Source organism: Citrobacter sp. Marseille-Q3906 (assembly GCF_916618775.1).
Lineage (GTDB): Bacteria > Pseudomonadota > Gammaproteobacteria > Enterobacterales > Enterobacteriaceae > Citrobacter > Citrobacter murliniae.
The window spans coordinates 266,503-285,280 of sequence record NZ_CAKAKA010000001.1 but is presented as its reverse complement, the minus strand read 5'-3'; the positions used below and the strand labels follow the sequence as shown (position 1 = coordinate 285,280).

Genomic DNA, 18,778 nt, shown 5'->3' with positions numbered 1-18,778 from the left:
CTCATTGAGTGCCCTGTTTGTTGTAAAGAAAGATGACAGTTTTGTGAATCAGTCGGCGTCATAGCCCAGATTAGGCGCTAACCAACGCTCGACTTCCGCCACACTCATCCCTTTACGGAAGGCGTAATCTTCAACCTGGTCGCGCTGAATTTGTGCCACCGCGTAGTACTTACTGTCCGGATGACTGAAATACCAGCCGGAGACCGATGCGCCAGGCCACATGGCGAAAGACTCCGTGAGTTTCATACCGGTATGCGTTTCCACATCCAATAGCTCCCAGATAGTGGCTTTCTCGGTATGTTCCGGACACGCCGGATAACCTGGTGCCGGACGAATACCCTGATAGTTCTCACGGATCAGTTCGTCATTGCTGAGATTCTCGTTCGCCGCGTAGCCCCAGTAAACTTTACGGACACGCTCATGCAGATATTCTGCAAAGGCTTCTGCCAGACGGTCGGCAATCGCTTTCACCATGATCTTGTTGTAGTCATCGTGCTGCGCCTCGAAAGCTTCAGCCAGCGCGTCCTCTTCCAGACCACCAGTGACCGCAAAGGCACCGATGTAATCCGCCTTGCCGCTCAGTTTTGGTGCCACAAAGTCAGACAGGCAGTAGTTGGCAAAGCCGACTTTTTCCGTTTGCTGACGCAGATGATGACTCACATTCAGCACATGTGTGCGCGTTTCATCACGATAGATCTCAATGTCATCGCCGACACGGTTAGCCGGGAACAGGCCAACCACACCGCGCGGATTCAACGTTTTCTCGGCGCTGAGTTTATCCAGCATATCGTTGGCGTCTTTAAACAGACGTTTCGCCTCTTCACCCACCACTTCATCTTCCAGAATGCGTGGATATTTCCCGGCTAGCGACCAGGTCATAAAAAACGGCGTCCAGTCGATGTAATTACGCAGCGTTTCGATGCTGGCTTCAACGCTCTGCACACCGAGACGATGAGCCACCGGCGGTGTGTAGCTTGCCCAGTCGAACGCCAGATCGTTCTCACGCGCGGCAGCCAGTGTCACTGGCGGAGTACGCGGTTTCTTACGCGCATGCTGGATACGCACCGTTTCATACTCTTTACGCGTACGGGCGACAAAATCATCGCGCTGTGTATCGGACAGCAAAGCGGCAACCACGCCAACGGTGCGAGAGGCGTTCTGTACATAGACCGTTGGCCCACTGTAGTTTTGCTCGATCTTCACCGCTGTGTGCGCTTTTGACGTCGTTGCACCACCAATCAGCAGCGGGATAGTAAAGCCCTGACGTTCCATCTCTTTCGCCACATTGACCATTTCGTCCAGCGACGGGGTAATCAGCCCGGAGAGGCCAATCAGATCGGCATTCACTTCACGCGCGGTTCTGAGGATTTTCTCCGCTGGCACCATCACGCCAAGGTCGACGATTTCGTAGTTGTTGCATTGCAACACCACGCCGACAATGTTCTTGCCAATATCGTGCACATCGCCCTTCACGGTAGCGATAACCATCTTGCCGTTGCTGGAGCCTTTTTCTTTGCTGGCTTCAATGTAGGGTTCGAGGTATGCCACCGCCTGTTTCATCACTCGGGCAGATTTCACCACCTGCGGCAGGAACATTTTACCCTCACCGAACAGGTCACCAACGACGTTCATACCGTCCATCAGCGGCCCTTCGATGACCTCAATCGGGCGTGCTGCCTGCTGGCGAGCCTCTTCGGTGTCCAGTTCGATAAACTCAGTAATGCCTTTCACCAGCGAATATTCGAGACGTTTTTTCACATCCCAACTACGCCACTCCGCCTGCTGGGCGTTGGCGGTATCATCGGTTTTGCTGCCACGGTATTTTTCGGCCAGATCCAGCAGACGCTCGGTGCCGTCATCGCGGCGGTTGAGGATCACATCTTCCACCGCATCGCGTAACTCGGCCGGCAGGTCGTCATAGATCGCCAGTTGTCCGGCATTGACGATCCCCATGTCCATACCGTTACGAATGGCATAGTACAGGAACACCGCGTGAATGGCTTCGCGCACCGGATCGTTGCCACGGAACGAGAACGAGACGTTAGAGACGCCGCCAGAGATTAGCGCATGCGGCAGTTCGCGTTTGATATCTTCACACGCGCCGATAAAGTCCTGCGCGTAGTTGTTATGTTCGTCAATACCGGTCGCAACCGCAAAGATGTTTGGATCGAAGATAATGTCTTCCGGCGGGAAGCCCACCTCTTCGGTAAGAATTTTGTACGCCCGGCGACAAATCTCAATTTTACGGGCACGGGTATCGGCCTGACCCTGTTCATCAAAGGCCATAACCACCACCGCCGCACCGTAACGTCGCAGCAACTTCGCGTGATGGATAAAGGTTTCTACACCCTCTTTCATCGAAATAGAGTTAACGATGCCTTTACCCTGAATGCACTTCAGACCTTTTTCGATGACATCCCATTTCGAGGAGTCAATCATAATCGGCACGCGGGCGATGTCCGGCTCACCGGCGATCAGGTTGAGGAAACGCACCATCGCCGCTTCGGCATCGAGCATCCCTTCATCCATGTTGATATCGATAATTTGCGCGCCACTTTCCACCTGCTGGCGGGCAACGTCCAGCGCTTCGCTGTATTTTTCTTCTTTGATCAGGCGCTTAAATTTGGCCGAGCCGGTGACGTTGGTACGCTCACCAACGTTGACGAACAGACTGTCGTCGCCAATATTCAGAGGTTCAAGCCCGGCTAAACGGCAGGCAACCGGGATTTCCGGCAACTGGCGCGGGGCCAGGCCATCAACCGCGCGGCTCATTGCTGCGATGTGTTCCGGCGTGGTGCCGCAGCAACCACCAACCACGTTCAGGAAACCCGCTTGTGCCCATTCGCGGATTTGCTTCGCCATGGTATCAGCGTCAAGATCGTACTCACCGAAGGCGTTCGGCAGACCAGCATTCGGGTGCGCGGTTACGTAGCATTCAGCAATACGTGACAGTTCCTGCACATACTGGCGCAACTCATCCGGACCTAAAGCACAGTTAAGGCCGAAGGTGAGCGCGTCGGCGTGGCGCAGTGAATTATAAAATGCTTCGGTCGTCTGACCAGAAAGCGTACGTCCTGAGGCGTCAGTGATGGTGCCGGAGATCATGATCGGCAACTCAACGCCCAGTGCTTCAAACTCTGTTTTCACTGCAAATATGGCCGCTTTCGCGTTAAGCGTGTCAAAAACGGTTTCAATCAGGATCAGATCGCTACCACCTTCCACCAGCGCTTTGGTAGATTCACGGTAAGCCGCCACCAGTCCGTCAAAGGTGATATTACGGTAGGCGGGATCGTTAACATCCGGTGAGATAGACGCGGTGCGGTTAGTCGGGCCGAGGACACCCGCGACATAGCGCGGTTTGTTCGGCGTGCGTGCCGTCCATTCGTCCGCACAGGCACGTGCCAGTTTTGCCGCTTCAAAGTTGATTTCCGCCGACAGGGATTCCATCTGGTAATCCGCCATGGCGATGGTCGTGGAGTTGAAGGTGTTGGTTTCGATGATATCTGCGCCCGCTTCAAAGTAGGCGTTATGGATCGCGGTTATCACCTCCGGCTTACTGAGCACCAACAGGTCATTGTTGCCTTTCAGATCGCTCGGCCAGTCGGCAAAGCGCTCGCCGCGGAAATCCTCTTCACTCAGACGATAACTCTGGATCATGGTGCCCATACCGCCGTCCAGCACCAGAATACGTTCTTTTAACTGCTGACGTAATTGTTCAACTTTGCTACTCACACTGACTCCCGACAACGCTCAACCAGACCGAAAAAAGCTCAACGAACCATACTCGCACAAAGATTAATGACGGAAAAGCAAACAACAGCCAACATGAGACATGTTCAGCTTCACTCATCCGATCAGTACAGGAATTCTTGCATTATAATTGAATAAAACGAAAATGATTTCCACGATACAGAAAAGGAGTCTGCCATGGTTGCCACTGTCCCCGCGAAACGCGGTAGAAAACCTGCCGCCACTACTACGCCTGCAACCGGGCAGGTTCAGTCTCTGACCCGAGGCCTGAAATTACTGGAGTGGATTGCTGAGTCCAACGGCAGCGTAGCGCTGACCGAACTGGCGCAACAAGCTGGTTTGCCCAATTCCACCACGCACCGTTTGCTGACCACGATGCAGCAACAGGGTTTTGTCCGCCAGGTTGGCGAGCTGGGACACTGGGCCGTGGGCGCACATGCGTTTATCGTCGGCAGCAGCTTTTTGCAAAGCCGCAACCTGCTGGCGATTGTCCATCCGATTCTGCGTAAGCTGATGGAAGACTCCGGCGAAACAGTGAACCTGGCGGTGCTGGATCAGAGCGACCATCAGGCCATTATTATCGACCAGGTGCAGTGCACACAGCTGATGCGTATGTCTGCCCCCATTGGCGGCAAGCTGCCAATGCACGCTTCCGGCGCGGGAAAAGCATTCCTGGCACAATTAAGCGAAGAACAGGTTACCGGTCTGCTGCACCGTAAAGGCCTGCATGCTTATACTCACGCCACACTAGTCTCGCCAGTACATCTGAAAGAAGACCTCGCCCAGACGCGTAAACGTGGCTATTCGTTTGATGACGAGGAGCATGCGCTTGGCCTGCGCTGCGTGGCATCGTGCATTTACGATGAGCATCGTGAGCCATTTGCCGCCATCTCTATCTCCGGACCGATTTCCCGTATCACCGACGATCGCGTTACTGAGTTTGGCGCGATGGCGATTAAAGCGGCGAAAGAGGTAACGCTGGCATACGGCGGGATTCGTTAAGGCATGTTTGTCGGGTAACGGCTACGCCTTACCCGGCCTACAAACCGGAGATCGCCGGAGCCTGATAGGCACAGCGACGTCAGGCAATTAACGCAAAATTACGCTAGTCCTGCTGATTGTAACGCACACTAAATCGTTGCTTGCGGCGGTAAGCGTAGACATCTTCCACATGTCCTTCCCGAATTCGGGTCTGCAACGCCCGCCAGTAGTCGGCACGAAACAGATCAGCGTGCATCTCTTCAAACAACGGTCCAATACGCGGATCGGCACACAGCCAGTGACGGAACTCCTCCGGGAAAACGTCACCTGGAGAAACGCTGTACCATGGCTCACTTGCCAGCTCATCCTCCGGGTAACGCGGCGGTGGGATATGGCGAAAATTCACTTCCGTCATGTAACAAATTTCATCATAGTCGTAGAACACCACACGCCCGTGGCGGGTGACACCAAAATTTTTAAATAACATGTCACCAGGGAAAATATTGGCAGCGGCTAACTGACGAATAGCGTTGCCATACTCTTCAATTGCATCCCGCAGTTGCTGCCCCTCCACCTGCTCCAGCCAGATATTCAACGGTACCATCCGGCGTTCGATATACAGATGTCGAATAACGATCTGCTCGCCAAGATCGGTTATCTTTTCAGGGACTTCCTGTAGCAGCAGTGCCATCAGCGCCGGGGCGATTTGCCGCTTATCCAATACAAAGTTCTCGAACTCCTGGGTGTCCGCCATGCGTCCGACACGATCGTGCTCTTTCACCAGTTGATAACAGGCACGGACATGGGCAGCAGACATCTCTTTCTGCGGCGCAAATTTATCTTTAATAATTTTGAATACCCGATCGAATCCCGGCAGCGTAAAAACCAGCATGACCATGCCGCGTATTCCCGGCGCCTCAATAAACTGCTCGTCGCTCCCGGCAAGATAGAGCAGATATTCGCGATAGCTTTCTGTTTTCGCATGCTTCTGACAGCCAATCGCCATATACAACTCGGCGGTGGTTTTACCGGGCAGGATCTCGCGCAGCCACTCCACTAACGCCGCAGGCAACGGGGCATAAACCATAAAATAAGAGCGGGCAAAGCCAAACACGATACTGGCTTCCGCAGCAGTTGTCAGACAGGTATCAACAAATAACTCACCTTCGTCGGTGCGGTGTATCGGCAGTAAAAATGGCAAAGTACCGGAAGGCGTTATGAGTTTCCCAACCAGCCAGGCGGCTTTATTGCGGTAAAAAAGTTCATTCGCCACCTGCAAATGGCAGCGCTGCAACACATCCGCACCAAAAGTTTCCGTCAGGTGTCCGATGATGTAATGGATATCACGAATTTTGTTCTGCCACGGCAGACGCAGAGGCAGATCGCTGAGTACCCGCGCGAGCATCGATTCCCATCCTGAATCAGGGAAAAAATCTTTCGCCAGCGGACGTGGGATGGTTCGAAAGCGGCGTTCTGGCTGGGAACTAAAAATAAACAGACGCTCGGGAGTCAGCGAACGATGGTCAAATAACCGACAGTAAACAGAGTTAAAAAAGCTCTCCGCAATCTCGAAGCGCGGATAGTCCGGCAATAGCCGGGTGTAATGCTCTTTGACGCGAAGTAAAAACTCCGCATTGGTACTTTTGCCGTCGGTAATACAGCGTAACTGTTCCACCACCAGGCCCACATGATGATCGTAGAGGTGGATACGGCTTTTCATCGCCTGCTGAACCGCATGCCAGTCGGCCTGTTCAAAACGCTGCTGCGCACCGGACGTCACTTCCAGAAATCGGCCATACTGCGCATCAAAGCCTTGCAGGATGGTTTGAGCAATCAGTAATTCCAGGCCACGCGACATCTTTTGCCCTCATCCAGAACCGGAGATTGCCGGATAGCGCATTCACTTATCCGGCCTACGAAGATCCGTAGGCCCGGTAAGCACAGTGCCACCGGGCATCAGGACAATCAGAACTGTGATTCTTCCGTCGACCCCGTCAGCGCAGTAACGGATGACGCACCGCCCTGAATAATGGTCGTCACTTTATCGAAGTAACCGGTACCCACTTCCTGCTGATGGGATACGAAAGTGTAACCGTCTTTCGCCGCCGCAAATTCTGGCTGCTGGACTTTCTCGACGTAGTGGCGCATGCCTTCGCCCTGCGCATAGGAATGTGCAAGATCGAACATGTTGAACCACATGCTGTGGATACCCGCCAGAGTAATGAACTGATATTTATAGCCCATGTCCGACAGCTGCTGCTGGAAGCTGGCAATGGTTTTGTCGTCCAGGTTCTTCTGCCAGTTAAACGATGGTGAACAGTTGTAGGCCAACAGTTTACCTGGATATTTAGCGTGGATCGCATCGGCAAAGCGGCGAGCCAGCTCGAGATCCGGGGTGGAAGTTTCACACCACACCAGATCAGCATACGGTGCATAGGCCAGACCGCGACTGATTGCCTGTTCAATGCCCGCATGGGTACGGTAGAACCCTTCACTGGTACGCTCACCGGTAATGAACTCGCTGTCGTATGGATCGCAGTCAGAGGTGATCAAATCTGCCGCGTCAGCATCGGTACGGGCAATAACCAGCGTCGGTACGCCCATCACGTCAGCCGCCAGACGTGCCGCCACCAGTTTCTGGATAGCTTCCTGAGTCGGTACCAGCACTTTGCCGCCCATATGACCACATTTTTTCACGGACGCCAGCTGATCTTCGAAGTGAACAGCCGCTGCACCAGCCTCAATCATCGATTTCATCAGTTCAAAAGCGTTCAGTACGCCGCCAAAACCGGCTTCAGCATCAGCGACGATCGGCAAGAAGTAGTCCACATAGCGCGGATCGTTCGGTTCAATACCGGTAGACCACTGGATCTGATCCGCACGGCGGAAGGTGTTGTTGATCCGATCCACCACTGCCGGCACGGAGTTCGCCGGGTACAGCGATTGATCCGGGTACATGCTGGAAGCCAGGTTAGCATCTGCCGCGACCTGCCAGCCAGAAAGATAGACCGCTTCAATACCGGCTTTCGCTTGCTGCAGCGCCTGACCACCGGTCAGCGCACCGAGACTGTTGATGTAGCCTTTCTTCGATTCGCCGTGCAACAGACGCCACATTTTCGCCGCTCCAAGCTGCGCCAGCGTACATTCCGGGTTGACTGAGCCACGTAATTTCACCACTTCCTCCGCGCTATATGGGCGGGTAATGCCTTCCCAGCGCGGTTGTGTCCATTCTTTTTGTAATTCTTCGATTTGTTGAGTACGGGTTTTCATGTGCAGATGCTCCATATTATGATGTGGTGAGTTAAGCCAGCAGGCGGTAACCCGGCAGGGTCAGGAAGTCGATCAGTTCGTCAGAAGTGGTGATTTGCTCCATCAGGCGCGCGGCATCGTCAAAACGCCCGCTGCTGTAGCGGTGTTCGCCCAGTTCGTCCTGAATAACCAGCATTTCTTCTGCCAGCATCTGACGGAACAGGGATTTAGTGACAGGTTTGCCGTTGCTCAGCGTTTTTTCATGGTGGATCCACTGCCAGATAGAGGTTCGGGAGATTTCGGCGGTCGCCGCGTCTTCCATCAGACCATAAATCGGCACACAGCCATTGCCGGAGATCCATGCTTCGATGTACTGCACAGCAACGCGGATATTGGCGCGCATCCCTTCTTCAGTGCGCTCACCCTCACATGGAGCGAGAAGCTGTTCTGCGGTGATCGGCGCATCTTCATCACGGGTCACGAATAACTGGTTTTTGTTTTCCCCCAGCACATCGTTGAAAATCGCCATTGCGGTATCTGCAAGCCCCGGGTGAGCAACCCAGGTCCCGTCATGACCGTTATTGGCTTCCAGCGCTTTATCCGCTTTAACTTTGTTCAGTACCTGGTTGTTACGTTCGGCGTCTTTGCTGGGGATGAATGCCGCCATACCGCCCATCGCAAATGCGCCGCGTTTGTGACAGGTTTTAATCAGCAGACGCGAGTACGCGCTGAGGAAAGGTTTATCCATCGTCACGACCTGACGATCCGGCAGAACACGATCCGGGTGATTTTTCAGCGTTTTGATATAGCTGAAAATGTAATCCCAGCGGCCGCAGTTCAGGCCCACAATATGGTCACGCAGTGCGTGCAGGATCTCATCCATCTGGAAGACAGCTGGCAGCGTTTCAATCAGCAACGTAGCTTTGATAGTTCCGCGCGGCAGGTTAAATCTGTCTTCGGCATAGCTGAAGACTTCACTCCACCAGGCAGCTTCTTGCCAGGACTGAGTCTTCGGCAGATAGAAATAGGGACCGCTGCCTTTTGCCAGCAACGCTTTATAGTTGTGGAAGAAATAGAGAGCAAAGTCGAACAGGCTGCCGGGAATCGCTTCTTCGCGCCAGGTCACATGTTTTTCCGGCAAGTGCAGGCCACGCACACGGCAAATCAATAACGCCGGATTGGGTTTCAACTGGTAAATCTTACCGGCTTCATTGGTGTAGCTGATGGTACCGTTTACCGCATCACGCAGGTTAATTTGCCCGTCGATGACTTTGCTCCATTCGGGGGCCAGTGAATCCTCAAAATCAGCCATGAAGACTTTGACGTTCGCATTCAGCGCGTTGATCACCATCTTGCGTTCAACAGGCCCGGTGATCTCTACACGACGATCCTGCAAGTCATCAGGAATACCACGAATTTTCCAGTTACCTTCACGAATGGAAGCTGTTTCCGAAATAAAATCAGGCAACTTACCGTCATCAATATCCTGCTGCTGTTGAATACGTGCAGCGAGAAGCTTATTCCGTTTTGGTGTAAATCGTGTCACCAGTTCGGTCAGAAACTCCACCGCTTCTTCAGTCAGAATTTGCTGTTCTTGCTCGCCATGCGGTCTGGTAAACACCAGCTCATTGGTTGTTGTTGCCTGTTGATTCATTGCGTAGTTCCTCGTCATTGATCCAAAACCATCCCCAATGCGAACGAAGGATCGTTGTGCGGTTTTCGTTCAGCACAACTAAGACTACTCAATTAAATTTCAAAATCAAAAACAATTTCCATTTTTAATTTAATTATCAATTAACTTATTGATAACATTAAAAATAAAAATTAATTACATGATGAGGTGCGTTTCGGAAATAAAAAAGGCACCCGAAGGTGCCTGATTCAATATGCTGAAACGCTTAAGGATCGCTGGCTACAGAAGATTAATCCAGCGTTGGATTCATGTGACGCAGATCGTATGGCGTTATCTGGTAGACGTAATAGTTGAGCCAGTTGGTAAACAGCAAATTACCATGGCTGCGCCAGGTTGCCCGCGGTTTGTTTTGCGGGTCGTCTTTCGGGAAATAGTTGTATGGAACATCCGGAGTTAAACCCGCTTCGACGTCACGAAAATATTCACTGGCCAGAGTATAGGCATCATATTCTGGATGGCCCGTCACGAATGCAATACGCTTATCTTTGCTGGCAAACAGATAGGCATCACCCTCTTCCGTCTCCGCAAAGATCTCAAGATCGGTGTAATCCCTGATAAGTGCTGCTGGAAAATCAGCATAACGTGAATGCGGTGCCAGAAATGCGTCATCAAAACCACGCGTCAGCAAGGCATGAGGATGCAGAATATGGTGTTCATAGACGCCCGAGAGTTTGTCCGTGCGGGTTTGTTTGGGAATGCCATACAAAATATTAAGTGCAGCCTGTACCGCCCAACAGACAAACAGTGTCGACGTGACGTGGTCTTTTGCCCATTCCAGAACCTGTTTTATCTGCGGCCAGTAAGCCACATCGTTAAATTCAACCAGACCCAGCGGCGCGCCGGTCACGATCAGTCCGTCGAAGTTCTGGTCGCAGATATCCTCGAAATTACAGTAAAAGTTATTTAGATGCTCGGTAGGAGTGTTACGTGACTCACGTGCATCAATGCGTAATAGTTGAACATCCACCTGTAGCGGTGAGTTCGACAGTAAACGCAGAAACTGGTTTTCCGTTTCAATCTTCTTCGGCATCAGGTTGAGGATAAGTACCTTTAGTGGACGAATTTCCTGACCGGAAGCGCGAGATGTCGTCATGACAAAGACATTTTCCTCACGCAAGAAATTGACGGCGGGTAGCTCGTCCAGCACGCGAATTGGCATAACCTGATAACCTCACTACATACGCTTAAACGTTTAGACATCCAGATAGCTGAAGATACCCAGGAATCATACGAATGTCGAGTCTGTATGCCCAAGGTGAGAAAGTTTCACATCCCCTTGCTGTAGAATAGTGCAGTAAAGATAAAAGGAGAATGCTATGGCTCTGACCATTCGTCGTTCATGCACGGACGAAAGCGATAAGTTAGTTTCTATCTGGTGTCGTTCAGTCGATGCCACTCACCATTTTCTCTCATCTGATTACCGTATTGAGCTGGAAGAACTGGTCCGTTCGTTTTTGCCAGAAGCTCCACTATGGGTTGCGGTAACGGAACAGGATGAACCCATCGCCTTTATGCTGCTCACAAATGAACATATGGATGCCTTATTCGTCGATCCTGATGTTCGCGGATGTGGTGTGGGGAAATGGCTGGTTGAGCATGCACTGATGCAGGCCCCCAGGTTAACGACCAACGTTAATGAGCAAAATGAACAAGCCGTTGGATTCTATAAGAAGATGGGATTTAAGGTGACGGGACGTTCAGAGGTTGATGACCTTGGAAAGCCGTATCCGTTATTGCATCTCGCGTATACCGGAGAATAAGGGATTCAGTACGGTTTGTATTGCCGGACGGCAGTGTTTCCTGCAGTCCGCAGACGCAAAAAAGCCCATCCGGCAGGATGGGCTTCTTCACTGATTTGATGCCTGGCAGTTCCCTACTCTCGCATGGGGAGACCCCACACTACCATCGGCGCTACGGCGTTTCACTTCTGAGTTCGGCATGGGGTCAGGTGGGACCACCGCGCTACTGCCGCCAGGCAAATTCTGTTTATCAACACGCTTTCGCATGTCAATTTAATCTGTATCAAGCTGAAATTCGTCTCTTCGCCAAAACAGCTTCGGCGTTGTAAGGTTAAGCCTCACGGTTCATTAGTATCGGTTAGCTCAATGTATCGCTACACTTACACACCCGACCTATCAACGTCGTCGTCTTCAACGTTCCTTCAGGAGACTTAAAGTCTCAGGGAGAACTCATCTCGGGGCAAGTTTCGTGCTTAGATGCTTTCAGCACTTATCTCTTCCGCATTTAGCTACCGGGCAATGCCATTGGCATGACAACCCGAACACCAGTGATGCGTCCACTCCGGTCCTCTCGTACTAGGAGCAGCCCCCCTCAATTCTCCAGCGCCCACGGCAGATAGGGACCGAACTGTCTCACGACGTTCTAAACCCAGCTCGCGTACCACTTTAAATGGCGAACAGCCATACCCTTGGGACCTACTTCAGCCCCAGGATGTGATGAGCCGACATCGAGGTGCCAAACACCGCCGTCGATATGAACTCTTGGGCGGTATCAGCCTGTTATCCCCGGAGTACCTTTTATCCGTTGAGCGATGGCCCTTCCATTCAGAACCACCGGATCACTAAGACCTGCTTTCGCACCTGCTCGAGCCGTCACTCTCGCAGTCAAGCTAGCTTATGCCTTTGCACTAACCTCCTGATGTCCGACCAGGATTAGCTAACCTTCGTGCTCCTCCGTTACTCTTTAGGAGGAGACCGCCCCAGTCAAACTACCCACCAGACACTGTCCGCAACCCGGATCACGGGTCTACGTTAGAACACCAGCCATTAAAGGGTGGTATTTCAAGGTTGGCTCCATGCAGACTGGCGTCCACACTTCAAAGCCTCCCACCTATCCTACACATCAAGGACCAGTGTTCAGTGTCAAGCTATAGTAAAGGTTCACGGGGTCTTTCCGTCTTGCCGCGGGTACACTGCATCTTCACAGCGAGTTCAATTTCACTGAGTCTCGGGTGGAGACAGCCTGGCCATCATTACGCCATTCGTGCAGGTCGGAACTTACCCGACAAGGAATTTCGCTACCTTAGGACCGTTATAGTTACGGCCGCCGTTTACCGGGGCTTCGATCAAGAGCTTCTCCTTACGGATAACCCCATCAATTAACCTTCCGGCACCGGGCAGGCGTCACACCGTATACGTCCACTTTCGTGTTTGCACAGTGCTGTGTTTTTAATAAACAGTTGCAGCCAGCTGGTATCTTCGACTGATTTCAGCTCCATGAGTAAATCACTTCACCTACATATCAGCGTGCCTTCTCCCGAAGTTACGGCACCATTTTGCCTAGTTCCTTCACCCGAGTTCTCTCAAGCGCCTTGGTATTCTCTACCTGACCACCTGTGTCGGTTTGGGGTACGATTTCGTGTTACCTGATGCTTAGAGGCTTTTCCTGGAAGCAGGGCATTTGTTACTTCAGCACCGTAGTGCCTCGTCATCACACCTCAGCGTTAATAAGGTACCGGATTTACCTGGAACCTCCGCCTACATGCTTAAACCGGGACAACCGTCGCCCGGCTAACATAGCCTTCTCCGTCCCCCCTTCGCAGTAACACCAAGTACAGGAATATTAACCTGTTTCCCATCGACTACGCCTTTCGGCCTCGCCTTAGGGGTCGACTCACCCTGCCCCGATTAACGTTGGACAGGAACCCTTGGTCTTCCGGCGTGCGGGTTTTTCACCCGCATTATCGTTACTTATGTCAGCATTCGCACTTCTGATACCTCCAGCATCCCTCACAGGACACCTTCAACGGCTTACAGAACGCTCCCCTACCCAACAACACATAGTGTCGCTGCCGCAGCTTCGGTGCATGGTTTAGCCCCGTTACATCTTCCGCGCAGGCCGACTCGACCAGTGAGCTATTACGCTTTCTTTAAATGATGGCTGCTTCTAAGCCAACATCCTGGCTGTCTGTGCCTTCCCACATCGTTTCCCACTTAACCATGACTTTGGGACCTTAGCTGGCGGTCTGGGTTGTTTCCCTCTTCACGACGGACGTTAGCACCCGCCGTGTGTCTCCCGTGATAACATTCTTCGGTATTCGCAGTTTGCATCGGGTTGGTAAGTCGGGATGACCCCCTAGCCGAAACAGTGCTCTACCCCCGAAGATGAATTCACGAGGCGCTACCTAAATAGCTTTCGGGGAGAACCAGCTATCTCCCGGTTTGATTGGCCTTTCACCCCCAGCCACAAGTCATCCGCTAATTTTTCAACATTAGTCGGTTCGGTCCTCCAGTTAGTGTTACCCAACCTTCAACCTGCCCATGGCTAGATCACCGGGTTTCGGGTCTATACCCTGCAACTTAACGCCCAGTTAAGACTCGGTTTCCCTTCGGCTCCCCTATTCGGTTAACCTTGCTACAGAATATAAGTCGCTGACCCATTATACAAAAGGTACGCAGTCACCCCATAAAGAGGCTCCCACTGCTTGTACGTACACGGTTTCAGGTTCTTTTTCACTCCCCTCGCCGGGGTTCTTTTCGCCTTTCCCTCACGGTACTGGTTCACTATCGGTCAGTCAGGAGTATTTAGCCTTGGAGGATGGTCCCCCCATATTCAGACAGGATACCACGTGTCCCGCCCTACTCTTCGAGTTCACAACACGTGTGATTTTGTGTACGGGACTATCACCCTGTACCGTCGGACTTTCCAGACCGTTCCACTACCACACATGCTGATTCAGACTCTGGGCTGCTCCCCGTTCGCTCGCCGCTACTGGGGGAATCTCGGTTGATTTCTTTTCCTCGGGGTACTTAGATGTTTCAGTTCCCCCGGTTCGCTTCATTACGCTATGTATTCACGCAATGATAGTGTGTCGAAACACACTGGGTTTCCCCATTCGGAAATCGCCGGTTATAACGGTTCATATCACCTTACCGACGCTTATCGCAGATTAGCACGTCCTTCATCGCCTCTGACTGCCAGGGCATCCACCGTGTACGCTTAGTCGCTTAACCTCACAACCCGAAGATGTTTCGTAAAACACCATCGTGTTGCGAAAATTTGAGAGACTCGAACACACCATTTATCTGTTCTTATTACGGAGAACAGACACAGTGTGTCGTTTCAATTTTCAGCTTGATCCAGATTTTTAAAGAGCAAATATCTCAAACGTCACCCGAAGATGAGTTTTGAGATATAACGGCCGGTGACTTTCACTCACGAACCAGCAAGTGGCGTCCCCTAGGGGATTCGAACCCCTGTTACCGCCGTGAAAGGGCGGTGTCCTGGGCCTCTAGACGAAGGGGACACTGAAGTCTCAATCGCAAGACGCCTTGCTATTTACTTTTCATCAGACAATCTGTGTGGACACTACAAAGAAAGGTTCTTTAAGGTAAGGAGGTGATCCAACCGCAGGTTCCCCTACGGTTACCTTGTTACGACTTCACCCCAGTCATGAATCACAAAGTGGTAAGCGCCCTCCCGAAGGTTAAGCTACCTACTTCTTTTGCAACCCACTCCCATGGTGTGACGGGCGGTGTGTACAAGGCCCGGGAACGTATTCACCGTGGCATTCTGATCCACGATTACTAGCGATTCCGACTTCATGGAGTCGAGTTGCAGACTCCAATCCGGACTACGACATACTTTATGAGGTCCGCTTGCTCTCGCGAGGTCGCTTCTCTTTGTATATGCCATTGTAGCACGTGTGTAGCCCTACTCGTAAGGGCCATGATGACTTGACGTCATCCCCACCTTCCTCCAGTTTATCACTGGCAGTCTCCTTTGAGTTCCCGGCCGAACCGCTGGCAACAAAGGATAAGGGTTGCGCTCGTTGCGGGACTTAACCCAACATTTCACAACACGAGCTGACGACAGCCATGCAGCACCTGTCTCACGGTTCCCGAAGGCACTAAAGCATCTCTGCTAAATTCCGTGGATGTCAAGAGTAGGTAAGGTTCTTCGCGTTGCATCGAATTAAACCACATGCTCCACCGCTTGTGCGGGCCCCCGTCAATTCATTTGAGTTTTAACCTTGCGGCCGTACTCCCCAGGCGGTCGACTTAACGCGTTAGCTCCGGAAGCCACGCCTCAAGGGCACAACCTCCAAGTCGACATCGTTTACGGCGTGGACTACCAGGGTATCTAATCCTGTTTGCTCCCCACGCTTTCGCACCTGAGCGTCAGTCTTTGTCCAGGGGGCCGCCTTCGCCACCGGTATTCCTCCAGATCTCTACGCATTTCACCGCTACACCTGGAATTCTACCCCCCTCTACAAGACTCTAGCCTGCCAGTTTCGGATGCAGTTCCCAGGTTGAGCCCGGGGATTTCACATCCGACTTGACAGACCGCCTGCGTGCGCTTTACGCCCAGTAATTCCGATTAACGCTTGCACCCTCCGTATTACCGCGGCTGCTGGCACGGAGTTAGCCGGTGCTTCTTCTGCGAGTAACGTCAATCACTAAGGTTATTAACCTTAATGCCTTCCTCCTCGCTGAAAGTACTTTACAACCCGAAGGCCTTCTTCATACACGCGGCATGGCTGCATCAGGCTTGCGCCCATTGTGCAATATTCCCCACTGCTGCCTCCCGTAGGAGTCTGGACCGTGTCTCAGTTCCAGTGTGGCTGGTCATCCTCTCAGACCAGCTAGGGATCGTCGCCTAGGTGAGCCGTTACCCCACCTACTAGCTAATCCCATCTGGGCACATCCGATGGCAAGAGGCCCGAAGGTCCCCCTCTTTGGTCTTGCGACGTTATGCGGTATTAGCTACCGTTTCCAGTAGTTATCCCCCTCCATCGGGCAGTTTCCCAGACATTACTCACCCGTCCGCCACTCGTCACCCAAGGAGCAAGCTCCTCTGTGCTACCGTTCGACTTGCATGTGTTAGGCCTGCCGCCAGCGTTCAATCTGAGCCATGATCAAACTCTTCAATTTAAGTTTGATGCTCGTGAATTAAACTTCGTAATGAATTACGTGTTCACTCAGAGACTTGGTATTCATTTTTCGTCTTGCGACGTTAAGAATCCGTATCATTGAGTGCCCACACAGATTGTCTGATAAATTGTTAAAGAGCAGTTGCGACGCGCTTTAGCGCTCTGTCGCGAGGTGGCGTATATTACGCTTTCCTCTTTCAGAGTCAACCCTGAATATCAGGATTTTTCTCTTCAACCGGACCGGCTGTTTGTGTGAAGTGATTCACATCCGCCGTGTCGATGGAGGCGCATTATAGGGAGTTCTCCGGCGCCCGCAACCCTTAAATGTCAGAAAAATGACTGACTGCTGCATTCCACAGCAAAACCCTGCCTTATACCCTTTTACACACAGAGTTATCCACAAACAGCACGATCATTTCGACGATCCTCTCCCTGTAAGTGCGATCTTTAGTTGGCAAAATAAGGGTAAATATTGAATAAGAAAAATTCGCGAGCGTTGCGCAAACGTTTTCGTTACAATGCTGCGGCAAAACAAGGATGCCCCGTAAGGGGCGTTAGCTGAGTTTTTACGCAAAAACTCAGCTAACGCTCTCTGTTATAGTCAAATCCAGGGGATTTACCATGCAACAACGTCGTCCAGTCCGCCGCGCTCTGCTCAGTGTTTCTGACAAAGCAGGTATTATCGAATTCGCTCAGGCACTTTCCGCACGCGGTGTGGAACTGCTGTCTACAGGCGGCACCGCTCGCCTGTTAGCAGAGAAAGGTCTGCCAGTGACCGAAGTTTCCGATTACACCGGCTTCCCGGAAATGATGGATGGACGTGTGAAAACCCTGCATCCAAAAGTACACGGCGGCATTCTGGGTCGTCGCGGCCAGGATGACGGGATAATGGAACAACACGGTATTGCACCTATCGATATGGTTGTCGTTAACCTGTATCCGTTCGCCGAGACCGTCGCTCGTGAAGGCTGCTCGCTGGAAGATGCTGTAGAAAACATTGATATCGGCGGCCCGACCATGGTGCGCTCTGCCGCCAAGAACCATAAAGACGTTGCTATCGTGGTAAAGAGCAACGACTACGACGCCATTATTAAAGAGATGGATGCCAACGACGGCTCACTGACTCTCAATACCCGTTTCGATCTCGCCATCAAAGCCTTCGAACACACCGCCGCTTACGACAGCATGATTGCCAACTACTTCGGCAGCATGGTTCCGGCCTATCACGGTGAAAGCAAAGAAGCCGCTGGACGCTTCCCGCGTACTCTGAACCTGAACTTCATTAAGAAGCAGGATATGCGCTACGGCGAGAACAGCCACCAGCAGGCAGCCTTCTATATAGAAGAGAATGTAAAAGAAGCTTCTGTAGCTACCGCACAACAGGTACAAGGTAAAGCGCTTTCCTATAACAACATCGCTGATACTGACGCGGCGCTGGAATGCGTAAAAGAGTTCAATGAGCCAGCCTGTGTTATCGTTAAGCACGCCAACCCGTGCGGCGTGGCAGTAAGTACTTCTATTCTCGACGCGTACGACCGCGCGTACAAAACTGACCCGACCTCCGCGTTCGGCGGCATCATTGCCTTTAACCGCGAACTGGATGCAGAAACGGCACAAGCCATCATCTCCCGTCAGTTTGTTGAAGTGATCATCGCCCCGTCCGCCACTGAAGACGCACTGAAAATCACCGCCACTAAGCAGAACGTTCGCGTCCTGACCTGTGGTCAATGGGCACAGCGTGTGCCGGGGCTGGATTTCAAACGCGTTAACGGCGGCCTGCTGGTTCAGGATCGCGACCTGGGTATGGTCACCGAAGGTGAACTGCGCGTGGTGAGCAAACGTCAGCCTACCGAACAAGAACTGCGTGATGCGTTGTTCTGCTGGAAAGTCGCGAAATTCGTCAAGTCTAACGCCATTGTCTACGCCAAAGAGAACATGACCATCGGCATAGGTGCAGGTCAGATGAGCCGTGTTTACTCTGCGAAGATCGCCGGGATTAAAGCTGCCGACGAAGGACTGGAAGTAAAAGGCTCCGCGATGGCATCTGACGCCTTCTTCCCGTTCCGTGATGGTATTGATGCCGCTGCCGCCGTTGGTGTGAGCTGTGTGATCCAGCCAGGCGGCTCCATCCGTGATGATGAGGTAATTGCTGCCGCCGATGAACACGGCATTGCAATGATCTTTACCGATATGCGCCATTTCCGCCATTAATC

The 18,778-nt window shown here is 52.2% G+C and carries 8 protein-coding genes, 1 tRNA gene and 3 rRNA genes; 3 read left to right on the top strand and 9 right to left on the bottom strand.

Annotated features, from left to right (window positions below):
- Window positions 1–48 precede the first annotated feature (48 nt).
- Complete coding sequence (metH, locus tag LG384_RS01320) at window positions 49–3,732, bottom strand: methionine synthase (protein ID WP_200013358.1); 3,684 nt, start codon at window positions 3,730–3,732, stop codon at window positions 49–51.
- 195 nt (window positions 3,733–3,927) lie between these two features.
- Between metH and iclR the strand changes: the two genes are divergently transcribed.
- A complete protein-coding gene (iclR, locus tag LG384_RS01315; RefSeq protein ID WP_048222507.1) occupies window positions 3,928–4,752 on the top strand; it encodes a glyoxylate bypass operon transcriptional repressor IclR in 825 nt (274 codons plus the stop codon).
- Between the two features lie 103 nt (window positions 4,753–4,855).
- On the opposite strand, the gene aceK is transcribed toward iclR, so the two are convergent.
- From aceK to metA, 4 genes are all read right to left on the bottom strand, one after another.
- On the bottom strand, window positions 4,856–6,589 hold the full coding sequence (gene aceK, locus LG384_RS01310) for a bifunctional isocitrate dehydrogenase kinase/phosphatase (RefSeq protein WP_045438421.1): 1,734 nt from the start codon (window positions 6,587–6,589) through the stop codon (window positions 4,856–4,858).
- 107 nt (window positions 6,590–6,696) lie between these two features.
- Window positions 6,697–8,001, bottom strand: coding sequence for an isocitrate lyase (aceA, locus tag LG384_RS01305; protein ID WP_045438418.1), 1,305 nt, complete (start codon window positions 7,999–8,001; stop codon window positions 6,697–6,699).
- Between the two features lie 31 nt (window positions 8,002–8,032).
- Complete coding sequence (gene aceB, locus LG384_RS01300; RefSeq protein ID WP_045438415.1) at window positions 8,033–9,634, bottom strand: malate synthase A; 1,602 nt, start codon at window positions 9,632–9,634, stop codon at window positions 8,033–8,035.
- A gap of 268 nt (window positions 9,635–9,902) precedes the next feature.
- Window positions 9,903–10,832: a homoserine O-succinyltransferase gene (metA, locus tag LG384_RS01295; protein WP_048222516.1), complete on the bottom strand. Its 930-nt coding sequence runs from the start codon at window positions 10,830–10,832 to the stop codon at window positions 9,903–9,905.
- Window positions 10,833–10,989: 157 nt separating this feature from the next.
- On the opposite strand from metA, the gene LG384_RS01290 reads away from it, so the two are divergent.
- Window positions 10,990–11,433 (top strand): acetyltransferase, encoded by a 444-nt coding sequence (locus tag LG384_RS01290; RefSeq protein WP_225760353.1) that lies wholly within the window; start codon window positions 10,990–10,992, stop codon window positions 11,431–11,433.
- A 100-nt stretch (window positions 11,434–11,533) separates the two neighbouring features.
- Here the strand turns inward: LG384_RS01290 and rrf are convergent.
- The 4 genes from rrf to LG384_RS01270 all read right to left on the bottom strand — a co-directional run bounded on the left by rrf (window position 11,534) and on the right by LG384_RS01270 (window position 16,566).
- Window positions 11,534–11,649: ribosomal RNA gene (rrf, locus tag LG384_RS01285) — 5S ribosomal RNA — on the bottom strand.
- Between the two features lie 90 nt (window positions 11,650–11,739).
- A 23S ribosomal RNA gene (locus tag LG384_RS01280) occupies window positions 11,740–14,646 on the bottom strand.
- Window positions 14,647–14,863: 217 nt separating this feature from the next.
- Window positions 14,864–14,939 (bottom strand) — tRNA-Glu (locus tag LG384_RS01275).
- A gap of 85 nt (window positions 14,940–15,024) precedes the next feature.
- Window positions 15,025–16,566 (bottom strand): 16S ribosomal RNA (locus LG384_RS01270).
- The 16S, 23S and 5S rRNA genes sit together here with 1 tRNA gene alongside, the layout of an rRNA operon.
- Window positions 16,567–17,186: 620 nt before the next feature.
- Here LG384_RS01270 and purH point away from each other — a divergent pair.
- Window positions 17,187–18,776, top strand: a complete 1,590-nt coding sequence (gene purH, locus LG384_RS01265; RefSeq protein ID WP_225760352.1) for a bifunctional phosphoribosylaminoimidazolecarboxamide formyltransferase/IMP cyclohydrolase — start codon at window positions 17,187–17,189, stop codon at window positions 18,774–18,776.
- The last annotated feature ends 2 nt before the right edge of the window (window positions 18,777–18,778 follow it).

Excerpts from the sequence above, each read along its gene's own strand:
- iclR (WP_048222507.1), top strand. The coding sequence starts at position 3,928 with ATGGTTGCCACTGTCCCCGCGAAACGCGGTAGAAAACCTGCCGCCACT.
- aceK (WP_045438421.1), bottom strand. The coding sequence starts at position 6,589 with ATGTCGCGTGGCCTGGAATTACTGATTGCTCAAACCATCCTGCAAGGC.
- aceA (WP_045438418.1), bottom strand. The coding sequence starts at position 8,001 with ATGAAAACCCGTACTCAACAAATCGAAGAATTACAAAAAGAATGGACA.
- aceB (WP_045438415.1), bottom strand. The coding sequence starts at position 9,634 with ATGAATCAACAGGCAACAACAACCAATGAGCTGGTGTTTACCAGACCG.
- metA (WP_048222516.1), bottom strand. The coding sequence starts at position 10,832 with ATGCCAATTCGCGTGCTGGACGAGCTACCCGCCGTCAATTTCTTGCGT.
- LG384_RS01290 (WP_225760353.1), top strand. The coding sequence starts at position 10,990 with ATGGCTCTGACCATTCGTCGTTCATGCACGGACGAAAGCGATAAGTTA.
- purH (WP_225760352.1), top strand. The coding sequence starts at position 17,187 with ATGCAACAACGTCGTCCAGTCCGCCGCGCTCTGCTCAGTGTTTCTGAC.